Source organism: Brevibacillus sp. HB1.4B, from assembly GCF_013284285.1.
Classification (GTDB): domain Bacteria; phylum Bacillota; class Bacilli; order Brevibacillales; family Brevibacillaceae; genus Brevibacillus; species Brevibacillus porteri.
The window spans coordinates 35,270-59,666 of sequence record NZ_JABSUT010000014.1; the positions used below are offsets into that span (position 1 = coordinate 35,270).

The 24,397-nt window shown below is 48.9% G+C and carries 26 protein-coding genes; 5 read left to right on the forward strand and 21 right to left on the reverse strand.

The window, feature by feature from the left end:
* Positions 1-15: 15 nt before the first annotated feature.
* The 11 genes from murQ to HP398_RS26960 form a co-directional block, all read right to left on the reverse strand.
* The gene (gene murQ, locus HP398_RS26910) at positions 16-924 is read right to left on the reverse strand and encodes an N-acetylmuramic acid 6-phosphate etherase (protein ID WP_017250913.1); all 909 of its coding nucleotides are present in this window, start codon (positions 922-924) and stop codon (positions 16-18) included.
* Between the two features lie 44 nt (positions 925-968).
* Complete coding sequence (locus HP398_RS26915; RefSeq protein WP_173624163.1) at positions 969-1,937, reverse strand: ABC transporter ATP-binding protein; 969 nt, start codon at positions 1,935-1,937, stop codon at positions 969-971.
* On the reverse strand, positions 1,934-2,908 hold the full coding sequence (locus tag HP398_RS26920; protein WP_026043275.1) for an ABC transporter ATP-binding protein: 975 nt from the start codon (positions 2,906-2,908) through the stop codon (positions 1,934-1,936). Before HP398_RS26920 ends, HP398_RS26915 begins: the two co-directional genes overlap by 4 nt.
* Before the next feature lie 18 nt (positions 2,909-2,926).
* Entirely contained in the window at positions 2,927-4,147 is a 1,221-nt protein-coding gene (locus tag HP398_RS26925; RefSeq protein WP_173624164.1) for a serine hydrolase domain-containing protein, read from the reverse strand.
* A gap of 25 nt (positions 4,148-4,172) precedes the next feature.
* Positions 4,173-5,006 (reverse strand): ABC transporter permease, encoded by an 834-nt coding sequence (locus tag HP398_RS26930; protein WP_017250911.1) that lies wholly within the window; start codon positions 5,004-5,006, stop codon positions 4,173-4,175.
* Positions 5,007-5,021: 15 nt separating this feature from the next.
* A complete protein-coding gene (locus HP398_RS26935) occupies positions 5,022-5,963 on the reverse strand; it encodes an ABC transporter permease (RefSeq protein WP_017250910.1) in 942 nt (313 codons plus the stop codon).
* Positions 5,964-6,035: 72 nt separating this feature from the next.
* The gene (locus HP398_RS26940; RefSeq protein WP_173624165.1) at positions 6,036-7,571 is read right to left on the reverse strand and encodes an ABC transporter substrate-binding protein; all 1,536 of its coding nucleotides are present in this window, start codon (positions 7,569-7,571) and stop codon (positions 6,036-6,038) included.
* Positions 7,572-7,598: 27 nt separating this feature from the next.
* Positions 7,599-8,819 (reverse strand): anhydro-N-acetylmuramic acid kinase, encoded by a 1,221-nt coding sequence (locus HP398_RS26945; RefSeq protein WP_017250908.1) that lies wholly within the window; start codon positions 8,817-8,819, stop codon positions 7,599-7,601.
* A 315-nt stretch (positions 8,820-9,134) separates the two neighbouring features.
* Positions 9,135-9,512, reverse strand: coding sequence for a VOC family protein (locus HP398_RS26950; RefSeq protein ID WP_017250907.1), 378 nt, complete (start codon positions 9,510-9,512; stop codon positions 9,135-9,137).
* A gap of 5 nt (positions 9,513-9,517) precedes the next feature.
* Positions 9,518-9,883 (reverse strand): MmcQ/YjbR family DNA-binding protein, encoded by a 366-nt coding sequence (locus tag HP398_RS26955; protein WP_017250906.1) that lies wholly within the window; start codon positions 9,881-9,883, stop codon positions 9,518-9,520.
* Between the two features lie 76 nt (positions 9,884-9,959).
* Complete coding sequence (locus HP398_RS26960; RefSeq protein WP_017250905.1) at positions 9,960-10,796, reverse strand: AraC family transcriptional regulator; 837 nt, start codon at positions 10,794-10,796, stop codon at positions 9,960-9,962.
* Between the two features lie 166 nt (positions 10,797-10,962).
* Between HP398_RS26960 and HP398_RS26965 the strand changes: the two genes are divergently transcribed.
* On the forward strand, positions 10,963-11,736 hold the full coding sequence (locus HP398_RS26965) for a YheC/YheD family protein (RefSeq protein WP_017250904.1): 774 nt from the start codon (positions 10,963-10,965) through the stop codon (positions 11,734-11,736).
* A 36-nt stretch (positions 11,737-11,772) separates the two neighbouring features.
* Here HP398_RS26965 and mscL read toward each other — a convergent pair whose 3' ends face one another.
* Genes mscL through HP398_RS26980 form a run of 3 tightly spaced genes read right to left on the reverse strand, consistent with a single transcriptional unit; the run spans position 11,773 to position 14,032 of the window.
* Positions 11,773-12,234, reverse strand: a complete 462-nt coding sequence (gene mscL / locus HP398_RS26970) for a large-conductance mechanosensitive channel protein MscL (RefSeq protein ID WP_017250903.1) — start codon at positions 12,232-12,234, stop codon at positions 11,773-11,775.
* 12 nt (positions 12,235-12,246) lie between these two features.
* Positions 12,247-13,179, reverse strand: coding sequence for a nucleoside hydrolase (locus HP398_RS26975; protein ID WP_173624166.1), 933 nt, complete (start codon positions 13,177-13,179; stop codon positions 12,247-12,249).
* A gap of 4 nt (positions 13,180-13,183) precedes the next feature.
* Entirely contained in the window at positions 13,184-14,032 is an 849-nt protein-coding gene (locus tag HP398_RS26980) for a nucleoside hydrolase (protein WP_173624167.1), read from the reverse strand.
* A 216-nt stretch (positions 14,033-14,248) separates the two neighbouring features.
* Here HP398_RS26980 and HP398_RS26985 point away from each other — a divergent pair, with 216 nt between their 5' ends.
* Positions 14,249-14,590, forward strand: a complete 342-nt coding sequence (locus tag HP398_RS26985; protein WP_173624168.1) for a hypothetical protein — start codon at positions 14,249-14,251, stop codon at positions 14,588-14,590.
* Positions 14,591-14,961: 371 nt separating this feature from the next.
* Here HP398_RS26985 and HP398_RS26990 read toward each other — a convergent pair whose 3' ends face one another.
* From HP398_RS26990 to HP398_RS27005, 4 genes are read right to left on the reverse strand one after another with little or no spacing between them, the layout of a single operon-like run.
* The gene (locus HP398_RS26990) at positions 14,962-15,177 is read right to left on the reverse strand and encodes a hypothetical protein (RefSeq protein ID WP_017250899.1); all 216 of its coding nucleotides are present in this window, start codon (positions 15,175-15,177) and stop codon (positions 14,962-14,964) included.
* A gap of 52 nt (positions 15,178-15,229) precedes the next feature.
* Positions 15,230-16,441 carry an ABC transporter permease gene (locus tag HP398_RS26995; RefSeq protein ID WP_017250898.1) on the reverse strand — a complete coding sequence of 404 codons (1,212 nt, stop codon included), beginning with the start codon at positions 16,439-16,441 and terminating at the stop codon, positions 15,230-15,232.
* A complete protein-coding gene (locus tag HP398_RS27000) occupies positions 16,428-17,159 on the reverse strand; it encodes an ABC transporter ATP-binding protein (RefSeq protein ID WP_017250897.1) in 732 nt (243 codons plus the stop codon). Before HP398_RS27000 ends, HP398_RS26995 begins: the two co-directional genes overlap by 14 nt.
* Before the next feature lie 4 nt (positions 17,160-17,163).
* Positions 17,164-18,750, reverse strand: a complete 1,587-nt coding sequence (locus HP398_RS27005; RefSeq protein ID WP_173624169.1) for an efflux RND transporter periplasmic adaptor subunit — start codon at positions 18,748-18,750, stop codon at positions 17,164-17,166.
* Positions 18,751-18,982: 232 nt separating this feature from the next.
* Here HP398_RS27005 and HP398_RS27010 point away from each other — a divergent pair, with 232 nt between their 5' ends.
* Positions 18,983-19,957: an ABC transporter substrate-binding protein gene (locus tag HP398_RS27010; protein ID WP_173624170.1), complete on the forward strand. Its 975-nt coding sequence runs from the start codon at positions 18,983-18,985 to the stop codon at positions 19,955-19,957.
* An 80-nt stretch (positions 19,958-20,037) separates the two neighbouring features.
* Here HP398_RS27010 and HP398_RS27015 read toward each other — a convergent pair whose 3' ends face one another.
* Together HP398_RS27015 and HP398_RS27020 are read right to left on the reverse strand one after the other, a co-directional pair.
* Positions 20,038-21,471: a HAMP domain-containing sensor histidine kinase gene (locus tag HP398_RS27015; protein ID WP_173624171.1), complete on the reverse strand. Its 1,434-nt coding sequence runs from the start codon at positions 21,469-21,471 to the stop codon at positions 20,038-20,040.
* Positions 21,437-22,120 carry a response regulator transcription factor gene (locus tag HP398_RS27020; RefSeq protein ID WP_017250893.1) on the reverse strand — a complete coding sequence of 228 codons (684 nt, stop codon included), beginning with the start codon at positions 22,118-22,120 and terminating at the stop codon, positions 21,437-21,439. Before HP398_RS27020 ends, HP398_RS27015 begins: the two co-directional genes overlap by 35 nt.
* A 137-nt stretch (positions 22,121-22,257) precedes the next feature.
* On the opposite strand from HP398_RS27020, the gene bluB reads away from it, so the two are divergent.
* A complete protein-coding gene (bluB, locus tag HP398_RS27025; protein ID WP_173624172.1) occupies positions 22,258-22,911 on the forward strand; it encodes a 5,6-dimethylbenzimidazole synthase in 654 nt (217 codons plus the stop codon).
* An 80-nt stretch (positions 22,912-22,991) separates the two neighbouring features.
* Positions 22,992-23,573: a Crp/Fnr family transcriptional regulator gene (locus HP398_RS27030; protein WP_173624215.1), complete on the forward strand. Its 582-nt coding sequence runs from the start codon at positions 22,992-22,994 to the stop codon at positions 23,571-23,573.
* A 16-nt stretch (positions 23,574-23,589) separates the two neighbouring features.
* Here HP398_RS27030 and HP398_RS27035 read toward each other — a convergent pair whose 3' ends face one another.
* Positions 23,590-24,303: a DUF4386 domain-containing protein gene (locus HP398_RS27035; protein ID WP_017250890.1), complete on the reverse strand. Its 714-nt coding sequence runs from the start codon at positions 24,301-24,303 to the stop codon at positions 23,590-23,592.
* Positions 24,304-24,397 lie beyond the last annotated feature (94 nt).

The following is a 24,397-nucleotide window of genomic DNA, read 5'->3' on the forward strand; positions in this document are numbered from 1 at the left end:
TCCTTTCCCAAAAACTTAGTCCAACTGCTGAATGGCTTCCCTGATTCTTCCATTGGTAACATTCAACAAACGAGTGGCCTCTTCCCTGCTCGATCCCGTCAGCTTCATGATAATAGCTGTCTTCGCATCACCATCTGCCTGATCAGCCAGTTGCTCTGCTTCCTCGTAACTCGCTCCGGTCACTTCCATGATGATCCGCTTTACTCGTTCCTTCAGCTTGAGGTTGGTTGCTTGCACGCTGACCATCAGATTTCCGTACACTTTGCCCAAACGAATCATCGTCGCTGTCGTCAGCATGTTTAGCACCAGCTTTTGGGCTGTTCCTGCCTTGAGTCTCGTCGATCCGGTCAATACTTCCGGTCCTACGACCACATTAATCGCGACATCTACGCCTTCATTGATGTACGAAGGCTTGTTGCAAGAGACAGCAACCGTCTTGGCTTCGATCTTCTGTGCCTCTGCCAAAACACCGAGAACATACGGAGTCCGTCCACTGGCTGCGATTCCTACGACCACATCATTTTTGGTCACGCCGTATTTATGCACATCTTCTTGACCTAATTCAAAAGAATCCTCTGCGCCTTCTACCGCGCGTACCATTGCAGATGGTCCACCTGCAATCACACCCTGAACGAGCTCAGGCTGTGTACCAAAGGTCGGCGGGCACTCGGACGCATCCAAGATCCCTAAACGTCCACTCGTTCCAGCACCAAAGTAAAACAGTCTCCCGCCCTTTTCCAATGCGTGTGAGATGACCTCTACCGCATCGGATACTTGATCGAGAACGCGCTCTACCGCATAAGGAACCTTCTTGTCCTCATCGTTCATCATTTGCACGATGCCTCGGGCACTCAATTGATCCAAATCACTGCTGCTCTCGTTTTTTTCTTCAGTCGTCAATGCTTGCAAGTTCTCCAGATTCATGCTCTATCGAACCTCCTTTTCAATCTTACTGCCCCATGCTCACTTCATGACTGCTCCAGATGGCAAGTGACAAAATGCCCTCTCGATACCTCGCTAGCCACAGGAGCAACCGTTTTGCAAATGTCCATACAGTGGCGGCAACGCGGATGGAATGTGCAGCCAGACGGCGGATTCGCTGGACTAGGCAGGTCTCCCTCCAAAATAATCCGCTGGGTCGTCAAATGGGGATTCGGTACAGGCACCGCTGATAACAGTGCTTGTGTATATGGATGTGTTGGTTTCTCATACAACGATTGTTTATCCGCTACCTCCACCACTTTTCCGAGATACATCACCGCTACCCGGTCCGATATATGGCGGACGACACTCAAATCATGCGAGATGAACAAATACGTCAGATTGAACTCCTTTTGCAAATCTTGCATCAGATTCAAAATTTGCGCCTGAATTGACACGTCCAAAGCAGATACAGGCTCATCAGCCACAATCAGCTTGGGGCGCAATATCAGTGCCCTTGCTATGCCGATCCGCTGGCGCTGACCACCGGAAAACTCATGCGGAAAACGATCCAGCTGCTGCTTGGAGAGACCGACGATCTGGATCATCTCCTCTACTTGCTTTTTGCGTTCTACTGAATTGCCGATTCCGTGGATGATGAGTGGGTCCTCCAAAAGCTGTCCGATTGTTTTTCGCGGGTTCAGCGAGGCAAACGGATCCTGAAACACGAGCTGCATGTTGCGTCTTGCCCGGCGCAGCTCTGTTTCATTGAGCTTGCGGATATCCTGTCCTTCAAAAAACACTTCTCCGTCAGTTGGCTCAATCAGGCGCAGGATGCAGCGTCCTGTTGTGGATTTCCCACAGCCTGATTCGCCAACGATGCTAACGGTTTCGCCCGGGTAAACCGTCAAGTTGACCCCATCGACGGCACGGACGACTTTTTCCTTGCTGAAGAATCCTTGCTTGCTCGTGAAATGTTTGGTCAATGATTTGACTTCTAGCAGTGGTTGCCTCATTGCACGTCCTCCTCGCGATACAGCCAGCAGCGGCACTTTTGGTTGTCTGCGACAGGCGTCAGTTCTGGATTTTTCTCGCGGCAAATATCCATGACCTGTGAGCAGCGCGGTGCAAAACGACATCCCGCAGGCATTTCGCTCAAAAGGGGCACCGAGCCCGGAATCGCATCCAAACGCTCTTGGTTAACACTGACAGAAGGCATCGATTTCAAAAGTCCTCTCGTATACGGATGCTTCGGCTCGTCAAACAGCTGCTTGACGTCGGCTTCCTCTACGATTTGACCTGCATACATGACGATGACACGATGACACATCTCCGCCACGACTCCTAGATCATGTGTGATAAGCAGGATGGAAGTGCCTTGCTCTTGCCGGACTTTTTTCATGAGTTCCAATATTTGCGCCTGAATCGTCACGTCCAAAGCCGTTGTCGGTTCGTCGGCAATCAAGAGCTTGGGCGCACAAGACATCGCCATCGCAATCATCACACGTTGACGCATCCCGCCTGACAATTGGTGCGGATAGTCGGAAATGATTTCATCGGCACGCGGAATCCCGACTTCTTTCAAAAGCTCGATCGTTCGTCGCTTGGCTTCCTGTTTCGATAGTCCGAGATGCCGACGCAAGGGCTCGCTAATCTGTTTACCGATCGAATGCAATGGGTTGAGCGAAGTCATCGGCTCCTGAAAAATCATCGCGATCTGATTGCCGCGAATCGTCTGCATTTGTTTATCCGTAAGTGAGAGCAGCTCCTTGTCTTGAAAACGGATGCTCCCGGTCATCTCCACATTCCGTCCCAAGAGCTGCATGATGGACATGCTGGTCACGCTTTTTCCACATCCGGATTCACCGACCACACCGACAGTTTCACCAGGCTCTACAGAGAGACTGACACCCTCGATCACGGTCAGCTTTTTGCCTGCTTGGATAAAAGAAGTTCGCAAATCATCAATCGTAAGCATTGCTGCCATGAGTACTCCCCCTTTTCATCAGGATGTGTGGTCAGGTTTGATTACAGAAAATAATCGGTTATGGTGAGCGGTCCGCCACGCCCCGATCAACGGGTTCGCGACAGGATGCACGCGGTTTGTCAATGTAATCAGCGTCACGTCTCTCGCCGGGTCCGACCAGATAGACGTTCCTGTAAAGCCGGTATGCCCAAAAGCGCATTCCGAGACAAGGTCTCCCCCACTACAACCTGCGGCAAGCTGTTCTAAGGAGCCGCCTGTCGGGGAAATGATCCACCCCAATCCTCTGCGATGAATCGAATGGTCTGTGAGTGAGCGAGTAGCCAAGGTACACAGCGTCGGATCAAGCTGCACGGAAGCCTTCCCACTCATCCAAATGTGCATGTATCGCTCTGTATCAGCCAAGGTAGAAAAAAGTCCGGCGTGCCCACTGACACCTTCCAAGCCATCGTGCGCGTTGCAATCGTGAACCGTGCCACTAATCACTCCTTCTCGCCAACCGTATCCGGTCAAAGCTTGCTGCCATTCCAGCGCCAAAGGATGTCTGGCTTCTGCCAGCTCCGACAAAAAAGTCACTGCCATCTCTTGTTCAAAGGCATTGCCCTTCTCCGTAGCAGCTATGTCCATTCCTTGCATACGTGTTTGTTCCAGCGGCAAGTAGCTCGTATGAAACATTTGGCTCGGTTGAAAAATCAGTCGCATCGCCAGCGCGTCCAGTTCCTCGTCCCAGATGCGCTCCAGTAAAAAGCCCAACAGCATGAATCCCGGATCACTGTACACAACGCTTCGTCCCGGGGCGTCCAGCATCGACTCGTTTGCGATGAGCCGCAAATAGTCCTCCCGATTTTTCCCCAGCAAAAAGTACGGACGCCATGCAGGAAGTCCCGATGTATGTGTGAGCAGGTGAATGATTTTGATCTGCCCTTTGCGTTCCTGATCGTGGGCGCTCGCCAATTCTGGCAGGTAGGTCGTCACAGAGTCAGTCAACGAGAGCTTGCCTTCCTGCACACTAATGAGAATGAGCGGCAATGTCACCATCACCTTGGTCAAAGAGGCCATATCGTATAGCGTTTGACTATGAACCGGCCTTCCATCGTGTCCATAGCTTGTTTTTCCCATGCAGACTGTCAAAGCGGGCGCGCCTTTTCGCAGCATACTGACAGCGCCTCCCGGAAAAATGCCCTGATGAATCCCTTGCGTCAGACTGAACTCCATTCGTTCTCTGATCTGTTGTACGTTCATTCGTTCTCACCTCTGCCTATCGTTCCTATTTCCCACGATGACGCGGGTCGAGAATATCACGGACAGCATCTCCAAACATGTTACAAGCAAGAATCGTCACCGTCATGGCCACACATGGCCAGATAATCATGCCCGGAGCCAACTCCATGTAGCGACGCGCCTCTGAAATCATCCCGCCCCATGACGGGTCTGGTGGCTGAATCCCCAAGCCCAAAAAGCTGAGGGCCGATTCGGTCAGGATCGCGCCTGAAATCGCCAGAGAGGATTGAACCAGCAGCGGTGCCGTTACATTCGGAAAAATTTCTTGAAACAAGATACGCGGTGTACTCGCACCGATGGCACGAGCGCTTTCTACGTACTCCAGATTTTTGATAGAGAGAACCGCTCCCCTCACCGTCCGGGTGAAGATCGGAATGTTCACGATTCCGATGGCCATGATCGTGTTAAAGGTTCCCGGCCCTAATACTGCTACAATCGCCAGCGCCAACAAAATTTCCGGAAAAGCAAACAGAACGTCCATACAGCGCATGATAAAACCGTCAATCCAGCGCCCGAAGTAGCCAGCGATCAAGCCAAACAGCGTACCGAAAACGGCGCTGACAAGAACGGCAGAAAGCCCGACCACCAGCGATACGCGCGCACCGTAGATGATGCGGCTCAAAAGATCACGACCAAACTGGTCCGTACCTAGCAAAAACTCACCTGAGCTGCCTTCCATCCGATGATCCTGAAACATTTGTGTCGGGTCATGCGGAGCCAACACTGGAGCCAGCACTGCCGTCAAACAGAGCAACGCCAGCAAAATGGAGCAGAAGACGGCTGTCTTATTCGCCAAAAAACGCTTTCGAAATGTGCTCATGTCGCATTCCCCTTGTCAATACTTGATACGCGGATCAATCCAGGTATAGATCAGGTCGATGAGCAGATTGACCAGGACAAACACCAGAGCGACGAACAAAACGCCTCCCTGTACAACCGGATAATCCCGCTGATAAATTCCCTCCAGAATGTACTGGCCCAAACCAGGAATCGAGAATAGCTGCTCGACGATCACAGACCCGCCCAACAGGTAACCGATCTGCATACCTGCGATCGTGACAATCGGAATCGAAGAGTTGCGGAACGCATGACCTATGACGATTGTCCACTTACTGTTACCTTTGGCCCGTGCTGTCCGAATAAAATCTTTGTCCATGGTTTCCAAAAACGCTGAACGAGTCATCCGCATCACACCAGCAGCCACTACAATCCCCATCGTTGTCGCAGGCAGTATGAATACCTTGAACGCCTCGATCGGATCTTCCCAGAAGTTCACCACATCAATGGGCGGGAACCAGTTGAAATAAAGGGAAAAACCGAGCAATAGCAGGGTCCCGATGGCAAAGTTCGGAACAGAAATACCTAGCAGCGTAAACACACGAACCACGATGTCTGTTTTGGAATGAGCGCGAATCGCCGAAAGAATCCCGAACGGAATCGCGAGCACCCACCCAATCAGAACGCCAAATACAGTCAGTTGCATGGTGATGGCAAAACGCTTGAGAATTTGGGGCAAAATCTCTTCTCCTGTGTGGACCGACACACCAAAATTCCCTTGCAGGATTCCTGTGATCCAATGCAGATACTGGTTAATCAACGGCTGATCCAGCCCCATGCTTTTATTCAACGCCGCAATTGCTTCCGGTGTGGCATTCGTTCCTAGCATGATGGAAGCTGGATCGCCCGGCACCAGATGCAGGATCGTGAAGATCAAGACGGATATGCCAAACAGGATGGGAATCAGGCTGGCGACACGTTTGATTAGGTAAGATCCCACGAGTTTCCCTCCATATTTAGAAACTTGGCTCCGCCTAACCTCTGGCGGAGCCTTCCTCACACGTATGCTACATTACTTGATCGAAGTTTTGATCAGCGAGTATACTTCGCCCGCTGCCGACGGCGTGAAATCAATGTTGTCACGTACCGCGTAGTAGTTTTTCGGAGATGCCAGGAACAGGTTTGGTGCATCTGCTACCAGCATGGTTTGTGCTTCGTCATACAGCTTTTTGCGCTCTCCTTGATCTACTGTCGTCAGTGCTTTTTGCACCAGTTCATCGTAGGCAGGATTGGAGTAGTTCCACACGTTAGCAGAACCAGTTGTCGAGAAGAAGAAGCGCATGGAACGGTCAGCATCTACACCAGAAGTGTTGCGGCCTACCATCAAGTTCATGTCCTTGGATTTCCACGTTTCGATGTAGTTCCCCCACTCAAGCTGGTTGATCTTCGCATTGACGCCGATTGCTTTGAGCTGTTGTTGAATCACTTGTGCCGTTTCCACCATATCTGGGTAAGTTGCTGCTGTTTCGATTTGAGTCTCGAAACCGTTTGGATAGCCCGCTTCCGCCAGCAATTGCTTCGCTTTTTCTACATCTGTTTTATAGGTCGGATAAGTAGCTGGGTCCAAAGCCGAGTTGGTCAAAGCAGGAGCGATCGGACCAGTCAGAGTCGCTTCCCCTTTCCAGACCGTCTGGATAATTTGGTTACGGTCAACGGCATAGCTGATCGCTTCGCGCACTTTTGGATTGTCAAAAGGCTTTTTGTTTACGTTAATGCCCAGGTAACTGTACTCCAAAGATTGGTAGTTCTTGATCTGTACACCTGGCTTGCCTTCCAAGAGCTTCGCAGAATCAGCAGACACCATGCTGATGTCGACTTTACCAGAGCGAATCGCAGCGAGACGCTCAGCCTCGTCCTTCATGATTTGGAACTTGATGGACTCTACCTTTGGCAGTTCTTTATTGAAGTAATCCGCATTTTTCTTCAGCAGGACATATTGTCCCGACTCACTTTTTTCCATTTTGAAGGGACCGGTACCGATTGCTTCCTTGGTCAGGTCTGTGGAACCTGTTGGCACGATGGAAGCATAGGCGCTTGCCGTATTTGCAACGAATGAGGCATCCGCATTTTTCAGCTTGAAGACAACTGTCGTTGGATCTTTCACTTCAATTGCTTCTACGCTGGAAAAATATGATTTCGCGATCGAACCTGTGTCTGGATTCATGATTCGTTCAAAGCTGAATTTTACATCCTCTGCCGTCATGTCTTTGCCATTGTGGAATTTGACGCCTTTTTGCAGGAACATGGTGACGGTTTTCCCGTCTGACGCAATCTCCCACTTCTCTGCCAGGTTCGGTATGATGTTCATGTTCTCGTCCAGCTTGGTCAGGCTATCGTAAATGAGCGCATAGACACGCACACTGGATGCCGCTGGAACCTTGTGCGGGTCATAGCCCACTGGCTCTTGCTCGGCTGCCACGATCAGTTCTGTTTTTGCTTGACCTTCCGCTGACTTGCCTTGCTCTGCGGGTGCTGTTCCTCCACCAGAACAAGCGGAAAGCACGAGAGACAATGATAGGAAAAACCCTGCCAATACTCTTTTTTTCACGATGGTACCCCCTCTGTTGATCTCATGTTAGAAGCATATATTTCCTAACGGTACGGCCCTCTTCGCCCCTGTTACAGATGGCACATTGGATGGTCGTCCCATTAGTGTCTCATGACCCAAAATGGCAAAAGCGACGGCTTCCTTCGCATCGTCAGGCATCCCAAACTGCTGCGCCGTCATCACGGTCATTCCTGTCGGCAATTGACGCTGCAGCATGGCGAGAAGCGTCTGGTTATGAGCGCCTCCCCCTGAGACGATCACTTCCTCCACTTTGGTTGTGGGTAATACGAATTGCACATAGGCGTTCGCAATTGTCGTGGCAGTCAATGCTGTCACGGTTGCTAACAGATCCGTCTGACTAATTCCGAGTTGATCCGCATCTTGGAACAGCTCTTGGGCAAAAGCTTTGCCGTATACTTCGCGGCCTGTACTCTTCGGTGGCTTGATCTGGTAATACGGGTCCTGTAGCCATTTTTCCAGTAGCACCGAAGAGACGGTGCCACCTGCGGCCAGCTTGCCACCCTCGTCATATCTCATCTGTCCATTGGTCATGAGCTGGACGATTTGATCCATGATCATATTGCCAGGGCCTGTGTCAAAAGCGACGACCTGTTCAATCGCTGCGCTTGCAGGAAGTAATGTGACATTGGCGATTCCACCGATGTTTTGCAGCAGTCTGCCTTTTTGCGGATGGCGGAACAAAATATAGTCCGCATACGGTACAAGCGGTGCTCCTTCTCCATCAGCTGCCAAATCTCGAGCGCGGAAGTTCCCCACTACCGGAATACCCGTACGTTCTGCCAGTGTGGACAGCTCGCCGATTTGCAAGGACGCCCTGACCTCTGTCATTCCTTGTGGTCCGGGAAATGGCGTGCGCCCGGCAATATGCCAAATGGTTTGTCCGTGCATACAGACTGCATCTACTTCGGCTGTCGTAACACCAGCTTTCTGCATCAATTGCTGTACCGCATAGGCATACCATTCAGATAAGCCGTAATGAACCGCAGTCAACTGATCCACTCTCGCTGTTTCGACACTGCACAGATTCATGACCCACTCACGCAATTCATCGGAGTAAGGCATATAAAAAAAATCGCGGAGAGTCACCTTTTCGATCTCGCCCTGTTCATCTGTGCGGATCGCTACGAGTGCGGCATCAATGCCATCCAGCGAAGTTCCCGACATGAGGCCGATGAGTACATGCTCATTTTTCGCACGATAATCGAGCAATTTTGCAGGTTGATCCATGTCAAAAGCCCCCATTTAAAAATCGAGAATCGTTGAAAAATTCGTTCCTGTTATCGCTTTCATTATATGTAGCAAAATTACACAAGTCAATCGATTATTAGTAAATTTTATTTCTTGAAATAATAACCATGGACAAGCCTCTCCCCGTTCAAGCTGTCACAGCACTAACCCGTTATAGTGAGGAAAACCAGTGAAGTTATGGGTATGTTTTCCTATTAAAAAGTTTTATATATCAGCCAATGATTCGGTCCAAAAAGCAAACAAGCCGAACCTTTTTCACATAGGCTCGGCTTGTCTTCTTATGTAAGGTTCGTATTACGCAAACAAACTAATCAGGTTCCCATCCGGGTCTTTCACAATGGCATACCGCTGGCCCCAGAACGCATCCCACGGCTCACGATGACTCTCGTAGCCATGTGAAACGATTTTTGTATACAACGCATCAAGTGCCGCAGCATCCTCACACAAAAAAGCCAGCTCAATTCGATGCCCAACAGGTGCTTCCCATCCTCCATACACACCCTTGGCAACTTCAATGGTATCAAAGGCCAGACGAACACCCTCCTGCGCTACTTCCACATGTGGCTCTTCATTTGCTCCCTCCGGAATATCGAAACCGAGAACCCGATAGAAATCCAGCGCTTTTTTCATGTCCTGTACAACAATCCCTACCATATCAAGCTTGATTCCCATATCATTCACTCCTGTTCGCTCTTGATTTCTTGCTGGACGCGCTTGGGCAGTTTTTGGAGCACCGTTTCGTACGCATGCTCGATCATCCTTTCCCACAAGCCTTCGGGAATGGCAGCGTCCAAGTAGACAGAATTCCAATGGGATTTATTCATGTGATAGCCGGGTACGATCCCTTCGTAGGTCTCGCGCAATTCCTCCGCACGCATCGGATCGCATTTCAAGGTGAGGATGCGAACACCTTTGGAATCGCCTCCGATCATGGCAAATATTTTGCCTCCGACATGGTAGCGATCGCATTCCCAATCCATCTGATAGTCGTGAGTGGCACCGGGCTGCTTCCGGCAGTATGTATCTAATGTTTGTTCATTCACATGAATTCACCATCCTTTCTATAGGGTAACGAGTCTCCCAAAAAGAAGATTGTAAAAAACGGACAACTTTTCAAGACTATCGATTCGTACGATCTGGCGAGACAATTTTACTGGGAGCTACACCGTAAAAAGTGTGAAAGCTCTTGATCAAGTGCGACTGATCGTAATAGCCACACTGGAGAGCTGCATCTGTAAACGAAGTGTGTGTTCCTTTAGCCAGCATTTGTAGTAGCCCTTGAAATTGAATGATTCGGCCCAGTTCCTTCGGGCTCATACCCAACTGTTGTTGAAACGTCCTGCGCAAGGTTCTCTCGCTGTAATTCACTTTCTCGGCGAGCGCAGCCATGGAAAGACTTCCTCTGTATTCATATAAATAGTTCATGCTTGTCAATAGCAACTGGTCTGCTGGATCATCCATCCATAATCGTTTGATTAGCTCCTGCTCCAACCAAGCGATCCGCTCCGCCGTGTCGGAAGCTTCGAGTAAGCCCTCTATCACCTCATCCGCCTCTTTGCCCCAGATGTCTTGCAAATGGGGATGATGTCCGTTGATTATAGCGACGGGGTAGCGCAAAAAGCGAGCTGCTCCCTCAACGTAAAACCGAATGCCGATCAAGGCTTGTGGTTCGGTTACTAGCATGTCTTCGTACGTCCGCATCAGTCCCGTTAGAAATGCCCCCTTCTTTACAGAAGTAGCTCCGAGATTGAAAATGATATCGACGCATCCATCCGGAATGACTCGGCTCATACGTGCGATACCCTCCCCGTTGTACTCTGAGGTCCAGTAGCAGGCGATATAGTTCGCCAGGCTTTTGCTGGGCATGTATTCTCGGTAACGGTACTCATTTTGGACGTTCGCTCGTTCCAGAGTCGGAGGTTGCACTGGGCGATATTGCCGCATGATTTTCGCCATCCTTGTCCAATGATTAGAACATATATTCCCCCACAACTTTCTAAATCCTTCTCACTCCTCGGCATTTTTTGAAAAACGCCAGTCTCATCGAGAGCCAGCAAAAACGGTCGTGAATATAGTTGCATATGTTAGGACGAATGGATTTTTCGAAAGTGAGGTGCATGGTGTGATCTCTTCTTCCAAGTGGAAACTTCATCAGTTCTTTTCAAAAAGTCCGCACATTCGCCCTTACCTCCCGCCTACTTCCTTGTATCAGCCTGCACATTTGGACTCGTATGTAGCGAAGTATTCTACCGTCTATATCAAACCGACGCGAACCCATATGGGAAAAGGCATTATTCGTGTCTGGAAAACGGGCGACGGGGGCTACCAGTTCGTCAAGGAACGTGGAGAGCCGATGCACGCTATGACCTTGGCAGACTTGAAGCAACAGCTCACCAGCCTGTGCACAGAAAAAAATTATGTCATCCAAAAAGGGCTGGATTTAGCTGAAATCGATGGCCGCCCCTTTGATATTCGCGTCATGATGATGCGCAATGGATTAGGCAAATGGCAGTATGCCGGCATGCTAGCCAAGGTAGCCGGTTCCGACAGTATTATTACCAATGTCGCTCGTGGTGGCGGATATGCCGTCACAGTCCCGCATGCCTTGAAAAAATCTGGAGCAGTCGAGCCGGCCAAATTGAAAAGTGTCGTCTCTGATTTGATCCAAATCAGTCACCGTGTATGTGCCCACTTTAATAAATATCGGCACAGTGCGCAAATCGGCGTTGATTTTGCCATTGATAAAGCCGGAAGCCTCTCCATTATTGAGGTCAATTACGACTTTCCATCCCACGGGTTGTTTGCCAAGCTCAAAGACAAGACCTATTACCATACGATTAAAAGACTTCACTCTCAGTATAAAAACCGCGTGAAACGAAAACAGAGGAAGGCATAATCGCCCTCCTCTGTTCGTTTGATTCGTGTATTTGTCTTATTCGTGTGCCAATGTTCCTTTTGTCTCGAGCATGGAGGTGCAGTTCGGGCAACGTGTAGCCTTGATCGGAATAGCCGAAATGCAATGCGGGCACTCTTTCGTTGTCTCAGGTGCTTTCTCCACTTCTTGCTTGCGCTTGAAGCGGTTAAGCTGTTTGATGACGATAAAAATAGAAAAAGCGATAATGACAAAATCAAGGACGGAATTGATGAACAACCCGTAGTTCAGCGTTGCAGCTTTAGCTAATTTTGCTTCAGCGATCGTCTTATAAGGAACTCCGCTCAAATTGATGAAGAGACCGGAGAAATCGACCTTGCCCAAAAGCATCCCAATCAATGGGGTAATGATGTCATTAACGAGGGAGGTAACAATCTTACCAAAAGCCCCACCGATCACGACACCGACAGCGAGATCCATCACATTTCCTTTTAACGCAAACTCTTTAAACTCTTTTAACACAATAACTACCTCCTAATTTCCTAATACATTCTGTAAAAAATGGCTGACAAAGCGCTCATGGTCAACCTCTAGACACACGTCCACATTCGGCGGCTGCGCTGGATGCTCCCGTCTGTCTCCAATCGTACGGGCATCACTGGCTCCCCCGGACGTATCTACCGCAACATGCATCGGGACTGCCTTCACAAACGTCGGATCAATGACAACACCTACCGCTAACGGATCATGCAGACCGCAGCCGCGCAAATTACCCACTGTGGCGTAGGCATTCATGTACACCTCGCACATATCCGCGAAAACATGGCTCAAGCGTGTATCCTTCGTTCTCCATTCCTGCAAGTGTTCGCGGGTGAGCAGCGTTTGCATCGTCACATCCAGGCCTACCAGCGTCACTGGAATACCAGACTGGAAGACATACGCTGCCGCTTCCGGATCGGCGCAAATATTCGCCTCTGCTACAGGTGTGCGATTCCCCGGCACTGTTACAGCTCCTCCCATCACGACCACTCTTTTGACAAGGGATACGATTTCTGGAGCAGCTATAATCGCCTGCACCAGATTGGTCATGCTCCCGACGGTCACGAGTGTCAATTCGTGAGGATGTTCCTTTATCGTAGAGATGAGAAATTGTGTGGCACACTGTGGCTGAGCCGTTGTCGATGGCTCAGGAAGGACGACATTGCCTAGCCCGTTTTCACCGTGGAACAGCCTTGCTTTTCCTGTGAGATCGCGAACAATCGGCTTCGATGCCCCCTGATAGACTGGAATCGCAGAGGCACCCAGCAGTTCTAGCACCTGTAAGGTATTGCGTGTTGCTTCCTCCACCGTAATATTGCCAAAAGTCGTGGTAATCCCACACACTTCAAGAGCAGGCGAGTGAACGGCATAAGCAATCGCCAGCGCATCATCAATCCCGGTATCGACATCCAAAATGATTTTTTCCATGCGCCTATACCCCTCCCTGATCCAAAACGGTTTGCAAAAAGCGCTCTGCCTCTTCTCTCTCAACTTCAACACATACGGCTGTATCGGTTCCTACACTCGGTTTCGCCCGTAGATCGGCTAGAATGGCACCGCGTGACCATTCGCTTTTGCATTCGACTGAGAGCTTCATCTGCTCCATCCGCATCTTTTCTGGCGAGAGAGCCGCGAGCATCGCTACCCATGCATGGAGCGCACGAGCAGAAGCGGCGAATGGCATGTCTGACATCGTCGGTCTATCGATCAGGCCAACTGCTTGTGCGAGACTTCTTAGCATATGTACTTGCTCTTCCGTCAAACGAAACGAGCTGGTTGTATCTAATGGAACAAGCACCAGCGGCAAGCGGGCTGCCAAAACGAACGCAGCTGCTTCTGGATCACCATGCATGTTTGTTTCAGCAATGGCCGTAACGTCTCCTGGTACGCGTATGGCTCCACCCTGCACCACAATTCGCGTAAATTTACGCGCCAACAATGGATCACGCGTGACAGCCAAAGCTAGCGTCGTCAAACGGTCAAACGTCACGAGCGTCAAGTCACTTTCCTCATCCTGCGTGTTTTCTGCAAGGAGCCGTACACCTTCCGAGGTGGTTGTCTCTATCGTTCCCGAGAAAAGCGGTTGCTTGGCACCTGTAACGATTGGAATTTCATAGCCTGGCTGCGCAAAATCAATCAGCTTACTAGCCAAGCTTGACTGCGTGTCTCTGCAAATGATTCCTGCCACTTGAACATCAGGCGACCGCAAAGCATACAGCAAGGCCAGCCCTTGTCCAAATCCACCGCAAAACTCGATGATTAACCGGTGTTTTTTTGCCACAATCTCATCTCCCGCTTCTCGCTATTGCCATTTGTCAAAACCGCTTTTCCTATGCTATCCAAATCAGCAGCAACCGTCAAATATCCAAATGCTCATCTCTACCTTCTCTTCTCTTGCATCGAACTGATAACTATTTTACACTTATTCATAACTTCGACAAAAATCGCCATCACACAAGACTAATGCGCCAAGCCATGCAAAAGGAGTATAACGGTCATGCTTTCGTTGAACCACTCAACCATGGATGCTATTTCTCTCGTGAAAAACCAACTGATTCAAGCGATTGTACAGTACCAAACGAAGCCTTATCTGCCTGTATGGGGAGAACTATTTACAGCGTTGCGGGAAATCCAGAAAGCAGGCCAGCATTCACAGAAAAATATACACGTCTATTCCATTGAGCCGACAGGCGATCTTTGGTATTTGTACCGAGAGAATGTTTTTTCTGTCGATCTACCTGGGATGGGCATCACGATTTCTCTCACACAAGAGCAATTGATTGACGCCTTGCTGAAAGGAAGCTTTCAACCTACTCTATCGATAACAGAGCTGTTATGAGAAACGGCTTTTTTTCATGCATTTTGAACAAAAAAAAAGCCCCAAGATCAAATCTTGGGAGAGAGTAGTACGTTGTATTCACGTGAATACGCTCATTTTATATCCAACTACTCACTCGTTCTAGCTGTATATTCAGGTAGTTGTACCTAATATATCCTATGAGTAAAAATGCTGTCGAAATCGAACATTTGTACAATAGCAAAAAAAGAGGCGGCCCTTCTGCACAGATTGGGTGCCGCCATCCCGAACTTCCCCAAGTTCGTTCATATTGGAATTGTACTATGAAACAGTCCTATCGAAAAGTGTCAGGTTTTGTTTTCCTGTGAATTATTGCAAATCCCTGACGCCTGCTCGGGCCATCAGGGATCATTCTATTTGCTATCGTTGTTGAGCACATCAGCAGCTCTAGGTCCAAAAATGATATACAAATAGACATATTGGCTGACGCTAACTCGAGGAAAGACGAACGCAACACTGGTCTTGCCCTCTTGTTGTCTGACAAAATAACGCAATTTGCTTGTTTTGATCCTTTTCACAATGCGTGTCGCTTCTCGCCATGGTACGGAAAATTGAACGCTTTTTTCCATCAGCACCAACACCTCTCACGGCTAGTATGCCCGGATTGGTAAAATTACACACTCACTCATACCGCAGTGCGTCAATTGGTTTGAGCTGTGCTGCTTTTCTCGCCGGATACACACCAAAAATGACACCAACCAATGTAGAGGTCAAAAATGCATACATGATCGGCGACAGACTAATGGAGGTCGCCATCTGACCGAGCTTGCTAACCAATAACGCAGCCCCTACCCCTAAGGCAATACCAATCACCCCGCCAATCAGGCTAAGCGTAACCGCTTCGATCAAAAACTGGCGGAGAATATCTCCCCGCTTGGCTCCAATCGCCTTGCGAATCCCGATCTCCCGTGTCCGCTCCGTGACTGATACAAGCATAATGTTCATCACGCCGATCCCGCCAACAATCAGCGAGATAGCAGCAATGCCAGATAAGAGCGCGGTCATCGAGCTGGAGACTGACTGTGCTGTGCTTAAAATGTCTGATTGAGACGTAATGCGGAAATCATCGGCAGCTTGAGGCCGTAGCTTGTGATTGGCACGAAGGGCTTGCTGAATATCTTGTTGTGCCTTCTCCATCAAGTCCGACGATGCTGCCGAGACGTAGATCGAGCCTACATTTTTATCTCCGGTCAACCTGTTCATCGCAGTGGTAATCGGAATGATGATCCGATCGTCGTTGTTTGTCATGCCTGTACTTCCCTGGCTCTGCAATACGCCGATGATCGTAAAGGGAATCCGGTTGATCTGAACGGTTTGCCCCACCGGATTCGCTCCTTTAAACAGGTTGCTGACCACCTCTGTCCCCACGACAGCCACGTTGTATTGCATCTTCACTTCAAAGTTGCTAAAGAAACGCCCTTGTCCTATTTCTACATTCCTCACCTGAGGGAAATCGGCTGACGTCCCCTCGAGCGTACTGGAATAGTTATTGCTTCCCCAGACAATCTGGCCCCGCGCATTGACACTGGGAGCCACACCCGATATGGACTCTTTTTGCATCAGGGTTTCTGCATCTGCCATCGTCAACGTATTCAGAGAGCCAGCCCCAAGGCTTACCCTGCCTTGTGTCGCCTGACCAGGTGAGACAATCAGCAGGTTGCTCCCTAAACCATTGATCTGTGATGTAACAGACGTGGAAGTCCCTTCTCCGATCGCCACCATCGCGATAACAGCAGCCACACCTATGATGATTCCCAGCATCGTGAGAACGGAGCGCAAGCCATTTGCCCTGATGCTGCGAAATGAAATGCGTACACATTCAATAAAGCTCATCTGCTCTACCCTCCATCGACACCCTCCTGCGATCCTCCACCACTTCATCCGCGATGATTTGCCCATCACGAAATCGGACGATCCTCTTGGCATACTCCGCAATATCAGGTTCATGTGTCACCAAAATAACCGTTTTGCCTGCATCGTTCAGCTTTTGAAAAATACCCATGATCTCTTCACTCGTCTTTGTGTCCAGCGCCCCTGTCGGCTCATCTGCCAGCAGGATGACGGGATCATTGACGAGAGCTCGCGCGATCGACACGCGTTGCTGCTGTCCACCTGACAGCTCATTGGGCTTGTTGTTCAATCGCTCTGCCAGCCCGACACTCGTTAATGCTCGGATGGCTTTTTCTCTTCGTTCCCGTGCAGGCGTGCCTCCATATAATAGAGGCAGCTCTACATTTTCAACTGCGGTTGTACGTGGCAACAGATTAAAATTTTGAAAAACAAAGCCGATTTTTTCATTGCGGATGACCGCCAATTCATCGTCATGTGCTTGTGATACAGGATAGCCGTCTAAAAAAAATTCTCCCGAGGTGGGCTTATCCAGACAGCCAATCACATTCATCATGGAAGACTTGCCTGAACCGGAGGGCCCCATGATGGCCACGAAATCCCCTTCCTCAATCGACAAGCTGACACCTCTGAGCGCATAAATCTCCTGATCTCCGATGACGTACTGTTTTTTGAGCGCTTCTATTTGAATGACCGGTTTCATCTGCCTACCGTCCCCTTATCTGGACGCCCATTCCGCCGAATCCCGGCATACCACCGCCGCCCATTCGATTTCCATTTTGAATCGTTCCAGATGAGGTCTGTGTATTCACGAGGATAACGACACGCTCTCCTTCGGTAAGCCCCTCCGTCACTTCTACCTGATCGGCAGTGAAGTACCCCATTTTGATCGGAACAAATCGATACGGCATATTTGCTCTGCCTCCACTGCGGTTATTCACTTGCTTCGCCTCAGCCTGATTCCCTTCCGCTCCTTCACCGGCTTGTTGTGCAGCAGCATCTCTTAGCACATATACGCCATCTTTGCCATTTTGCGTTTGCAGCGCTTGCGCAGGTACCACAAGCACATTTTTATGGGTACCTCTTTCGATCGCGACGTTCATCGTCATCCCGATCTTCAATTTGTTATCCTGATTTGCCACAGACAAAAGCACATCGTAAGTAGTGACTCCAGCGTCGGTTTTCGCTTCTGGATAGATCAGCTTAACTTTTCCACGGAACGTCTCGTCCGCATAAGAACTTGTCGTAATCGTCACAGGCAAGCCTTCCTGCACTTTTCCGATGTCACTCTGGCTAATCTGGGCCAATACCTCTAAGTCTCCGCTATTCGAATTATCCATGATAATGAAATCGTTGCCGGGTATTTCGCCTACATTACCATTCACTTGGACGATCACTCCGTCCATCGGTGCTTTCAAGGTGACTGCCCTCCATGCCTTTTGTGCTTGTTGCAGCCCCGCTTTTGCCTGTTCCACCGCTGCTTTGGCCGATAATACTGTAGCGGCATCGGGTCCTTCCTTCGCTTCCTGCAACGCTTCTTGCGCTGTTTGATACGCAGCCAATGCCTGCTCTACCTTCACACTGGCCTGCCCTGTCGTCTGTCCGGCTGTCAAGACTGCCGAGTTATAATCGCGCTGAGCTTGGTCCAACGAGGACTGGGCACTGTCGAATTCACTCTTGGCAATCGCACCTGCCGCAAACAATGCTTTCTGGGAAGTGTATGTCTTTTGGGCACTCTCCAGATTTGCCTTTGCCTTCTCCACGTCATTCGTCGCTTTTTTCCCGTCAATGTTTTGCTTTGCGAGCTCCCACTCGTTCTTGGTCTGATTGACGGTGGCTTGCAAGGAAGTGATTTCAGCAGGACTCTTCCGCTTTTGTGCCTCTTCTAGCTTGGCTTGTGCCGATAAAAGATTGGCTTCCGCATTGGTCACCTGGATTCTCGCTACGGAATCGTCCATCGTCGCCAGAACTTGCCCTGCCTTCACAGCATCACCCACGCCGACCTGAATGGTAGAGATCGCATCCTTGGCTTCTTCTGCATCAGAAAACGAGAGAGCCGAGCGCTTGGAAGCCTGGACAGTGCCCGATGCCTGCACGACTTCTGAGATGTCTCCCCTTTTTACCGTCTCCACTTGAAAAGCGGCCTGCGCCGTTTGTGAGGGAAAAAACGACTGGTAGCCGAATATTCCACCTGAAATGACCACGGCTCCGACAGCCAATATACCAACCATCCATCTTTTCTTGTTGCTTCCTACCTTCGAAAACAACGTTCGCTTTTTCTCCATTTGTGTCACTCGTAGTCCTCCTACCGTCTACTTGATTGAAGACTTGTCTTTTTGGTTGCGATCACTATACGGAACGAATACGTCAGGGAAAAGTCAGATGAATTCATACTGGATACAATAAAAGAGAACGATTCTCAGTAAATATTGACGATCGAATAAAGTCAGCCTATAATTAGCTCGAATCTAATTGATAATGATAATCAATATTGATTCCGACATTTTTCATTAGGAGGTTATTCCCATGTATCGTGCATTCCAGTTGAGGCTATTTTTTCTCCTCCTCCTTTTAGCAGTCATTTTACATATTTCAGGATGTGGCTCTACTGCTTCGCCAAAGGAACAAAGCGCCAACGAACAGACAGAAAGTCAGTCTCTGCTCACTCGAACCTATAAAGATGCTTATTCGGACGTGGAGATCCCAGCCAGCCCACAAAAAATTGCCGTTCTGCTCGACTATTTCTCTGATCCGTTATTAACGCTTGGAATAAAGCCTTACGCAGCCACTACTTCCTTAGTGAATGATCAGTTTTTACCCTATATCGCCAAAGAGATGGAAGGTGTCATTCCCATTGGCAGCTCAGAGTCGTTGAACATGGAGCGCCTGCTTGAGTCTGAACCCGACCTGATTATCGCTTTTGGACCTTCCCATGAAAAAGTTGCCGACCAACTGCGCAAAATTGCCCCTACGATATTCATAAGTAGTGAACTGCAAGGAGACTGGCGTCAAATGCTTCTAGAGTTCGGTAAAATCGTAGGAAAAGAGGAGCTGGCACAACAAGAACTGAAGAAATATTTGGACAAGGTAGAGGCTGCCAAAATAGAATTGGATAAGCGCGCGGGCAATGAAGTATTTGTCGTCATGCGTGTCATGCCAAAGGAGCTTCGAGTATATGGGGTCGACGATACACGTATCGGGAGAATCATTCATCAGGAACTAGATCTACAAGGGGTGAAACTGGAAGGTAACAAGCCGATGATGCCGATTTCTTTTGAAGAGCTGCCAGCCTTGAATCCAGACCATATCTTTTTGATGGAGAATGTAGAAAAAGAAGCAAAAAATAAATTGGCTGAAATGAAAAGCTCAGCGGTATGGAAAGGTCTCTCCGCTGTTCAAAAAAATCAGGTTTATATCGTGGAACAACAACTGTGGAATCGTGGCGTTACTCCGATTGGGGCCAATCACATCATTGATCAGGTCTTGGAATTTGTAAAATAACGTATCGCGGTCTTTGGGGTGTCCATGATGTATAAAAAAGCGACCGGAGCTAACCTGGTCGCTTTTTGTCCATACGTATGTTATTTACGCAAAATCAAGGTGAATGTGCTTCCCGACGAGGTACTTTCTGTCAGAATCAACCTACCGCCTAACGCTTGGGCAATCATTCTGCTAAAAGACAAGCCAAGCCCAAGCCCACGGATGATGTGCTTCTTGTCCTCGCCTCGGTAGAATCGCTCAAAAATCAAAGACTGTTCTTCTAGCGGTACCCCACGTCCATTGTCCTTCACGTCAATGCGAATCTCATCTGCTGTTGCAGATAGCGACACGAAAATCCGCCCCTCCGATTCCATCGCTTGTGCCGCATTGTTTAGGAGATTGTACATGATTTGCTGCACACGCAGTGGGTCGGTCTCTATCCAAATCGGATCAGAGGCATTTTCGATGTGCAAGCTTAGCTTCTCTTCTTCCTGCACAATTTCCCATTGGTGCGTAATTTCCCGGATCAGCTCCTGTATGTTTTGAGGTTGCCTGCGAATGCGAATGTCACCGACAGCAAAAGAGTTAAAATCGAGCAAATCCTCTACCATCTTTTGCAAACGTGCCGTTTCATTCGTACAAATATCCAAAAACTCCTTGGCTTCCTCACCGCTCACAACCTCTTCCCTCACGGCTTGTACCAACCCACTGATGGACGTAACAGGTGTTTTGAGTTCATGGGTCACCCCTGCCAATAGCTCGGTACGCATCATTTCCAGCTGCTTCAGTCGTTCTGCCATTTCTTCAAAGGAATGGATCAGCTCATACACTTCTTGTTCGCGCTTGTTTTTATCCAATTGAATCTCGTAGTTCCCCAGCACGATTTGCTTGGCAGCATCCGCCACATCCTTAATCGGCTGAGACAGCTTTTTCGTCAGCAAATAAATGACGAGCCAGCCAAGCAAGCCGAGACCCAGAAGCATGATCGCGAGCAACTGGAATTCCGTCATGCTTCGAATCACCTGTTTTTGTGGGGTGAACAGCATGACCCATCCAACCACTCGCTCATCAACCTTAATGCTTTCCTTCACGAAAAGCACTTCTTCGCCCCGCGCAAGCTCAAACCGTGACAGACTGTCATCCGCTTCCACCAAATCAGGCGCGATGCGCTTCAGTTCCCCGGAAAAAGGACCTGGTACGCCAAATACTGGTTGCTTGTGTTCATCTAAAATCATCATAATTGGCTTGTAATTGACTCCGAGTGACTCCTGGCGACTGTCCACTATACGAAACAAGAACGGAGCCATTTTTACCTTGCCTTCCACATCAACGACCCGATCCGCTACTTCCGCCGCCATCAGTCTCATAAAATCAAGGCGTTTTTGAGTTTCGCTATAAGAAATCCAATAACTGGAGGCAATCCCGATCACGAAAAGGCCGATACACAAGATGATCAGGTATCGCGTCGTCCAATACCGAAATAAAGAGGTGCGTTTTTTCTCACTCATATACACACAGCTTGTAGCCCAAGCCACGATAGGTACGGATTTCCCCTTCGGATGTCGGCCAATTCTCCAAGGATCGCCGGATGCGTTTGATCGCGAGGTCTACTGCGCGATCACTTCCTTCGTAATCCATCCCCCACACCTGCTCGATGAGCTGTTCTCTGGTGAATGTCTGGTTTTTGTACTGTGCCAAAAAAAGAAACAGGCACAAGTCCTTAGGCGTAAACGCCAGTTCGATGCCGTGCAGCATGACAGAATACGCCTTGAAGTCGACTTTCAGACTACCGAACTGCTTCACATGATCGCCTTCTATCAATTGTTTCGGACGACGTAATACCGCATGTACGCGAGCGACCACTTCGTCGGCAATAAAGGGCTTGGTGATATAGTCATCGGCGCCTTTGTTCAAGCCCGCCAGCTTGTTATCGATTTGTCCCAACGCGGTCAGCATGATGACGGGACACGAGCTTTTCTCCCGAATATATTCGAGAATACTCCATCCGCTTCGTCCAGGCAGCATCACATCCAGCAAGACGAGCGCAGGATTGAGTGAATCAAACTTCCGCTCTGCTTCCTCGCCGTTAAATGCCTGTTCGACCTGAAAATTGTTTTTTTCCAAGTACGCTTTCAATACCCGAGAGATGGGTAACTCGTCTTCCACGATTAAGATGTTTTGCATGCTCGTACTCTCTCCCCTCTGCTCGGACTACTCTCCCCTTTAGCGTAGGACATGAATATGTCAAGCAGATGTCTGGAAGGAAGCATACTTTGTAAGTAAAATAAAGAGACCTGAATGCACATAGGGAGGTTTTTCTCATGAAACGCTTAACCGCGGAAGAAAAAAACGGTTTGTATAAAGCCATCAGCAATCGTCGCGATATTCGTACCTTTCGTCAAGACCCTGTCGACCCAGAAAAGCTCGCCATGATCTTGGCTGCTGCCCACCATGCTCCTTCTGTCGGATTCATGCAGCCTTGGAATTTTGTCCTGGTAGAAGATGACGCAACCAAACAAGCTCTCGCAGAATGTGCGGATAAAGAACGCCGGGCGCTAGCCATCCACTACGAAGGTACGGGACGAGAGTCGACCTTTTTAGAGTTGAAAATTCAAGGGATCAAGGAAGCGCCTGTCACCATCTGTGTCACTTGTGATCCTACACGTGGCGGAGACCATGTACTTGGACGCAATTCCATCCCGGAAACAGATATCATGTCTGTCAGCTGTGCGATCCAAAACATGTGGCTCGCTGCCTACGCAGAAGATTTGGCGATGGGCTGGGTCAGTTTTTACAAGAAGGCCGACGTGCGTCGTATCCTGAACATACCGCCGCATATCGATCCAGTCGCATTGCTGTCGATCGGCTACACGGATCACTATCCGGAACGTCCACTCTTGGAGCTACACCAATGGAGACAACGCGAGGATCTGCAACAGTTGATTTATCGGGAGCAGTGGGGGAGCAAGGCGTAAGCCGCGACGAAAGACTAACAAAGAAAAATGGTTCCCGTTTCGAGCATGGGAGCCTTTTTCTTTCAGGAAAGGAAAATGAAATGAAAGAGATTCTATTGAAATACCTAACTAGATTTACAACCCTTTCTGAAAAAGAACAACAGGCAATCGTTGAAGAAATAGTTACGGAGGAATATAAAAAAGGAACCATACTCCTTCGACAAGGAGATGTTCCCACGAAATGTTATTTTGTACTAAAGGGATGTGTCAGACAGTATTCGATAGATGAAGCGGGGAAAGAAGTTACCTCCCAATTCTACACGGAAGAACAAACCATTGTGAATCTGGGGCAGCGTAAGCTGGATCAGTCATCTGCGTATTTTTTAGCTTGTCTCGAAGACTGTACATTGGTTGTCGGCAATCTCGATACCGTCAGCGACATGTTCAACAAATACACACAATTGGAAACCATGTCACGCAAGATGTTAGAAGAAAACCTTGGCGAGATACAAGATGAGTTCGCTTCCTTCATCGCTTCCACACCTGAAGAGCGGTATAAAACCGTTTTGCAGAAACGTCCCCACTTAATCGATCGGGTGCCCCAGCATCAATTGGCGAGCTATCTTGGCATGACGCCAGAGTCGTTAAGTCGGATCAAAAAGAGGGTCTCTGTCGATAAATAGCAGCAAGTCGTCATCTTTAACTGGGTGCTTTCCCGCCCTTGAACAGTAACCAGATCCCAAAGCCCAGCTCTCCTGCGATCATGGGTATTTGAAAGATGGTGGTCAGAATTGAAATGATCTCGATATTTTGCAAATCAAACAAGTTGCTTACGTTGATGAAAATATAGCCGATGGAAGCCAGCAACAATAACAGGCCAATGACTTTCGGGATACTTTCTGATTGAAATACCATATACCCGATCATCATCAGATGCCCACCAAAAATAAGTAAGCCTATCGACCAAATGGATTGAAATGCCTCCAAGTAAAGCATCATTTGTCCTGGAACCTGCTCGATTGGCAAGTAGGAATTCGGAACGGCACTTTTCGCGAGAAGTAAGACAACGAGTAGGTTCAGTATGGCCATTCCCAAAACAGCCGTATAGATAAGACGGAACCACGCAGCGAGTAAGGACAGGTATTTATTCGTTGGCTTCAAAAAGAGATAGAAAGCCCAGGCGACGAGTATGTCCGTGATCAGGATCATGAGCCATCCCAAAATTTCCGCTTGGAAAAGCACAGTGGATGTCCAGATATTGTGGAAGGTTGCGTTGGGATCTCCTTCTACGACAAGATTTCCATGAACAAAACCAAAAGAAAAAAAGGAAGCAAACGCCATGATGAGAAGTGAAACACCAGCAATCAGAGCAGATTTTCTCTGAATCGATGGCTGATTGATTGAGATCGCCATAAGACCCCTCCTGTTTTGCATTGTTTCATTTTATTGTAGGAGGAAGGTTAGAGACGGTCATTGACTTAAATCAAGTCTGCATTTTTTCAAAAAA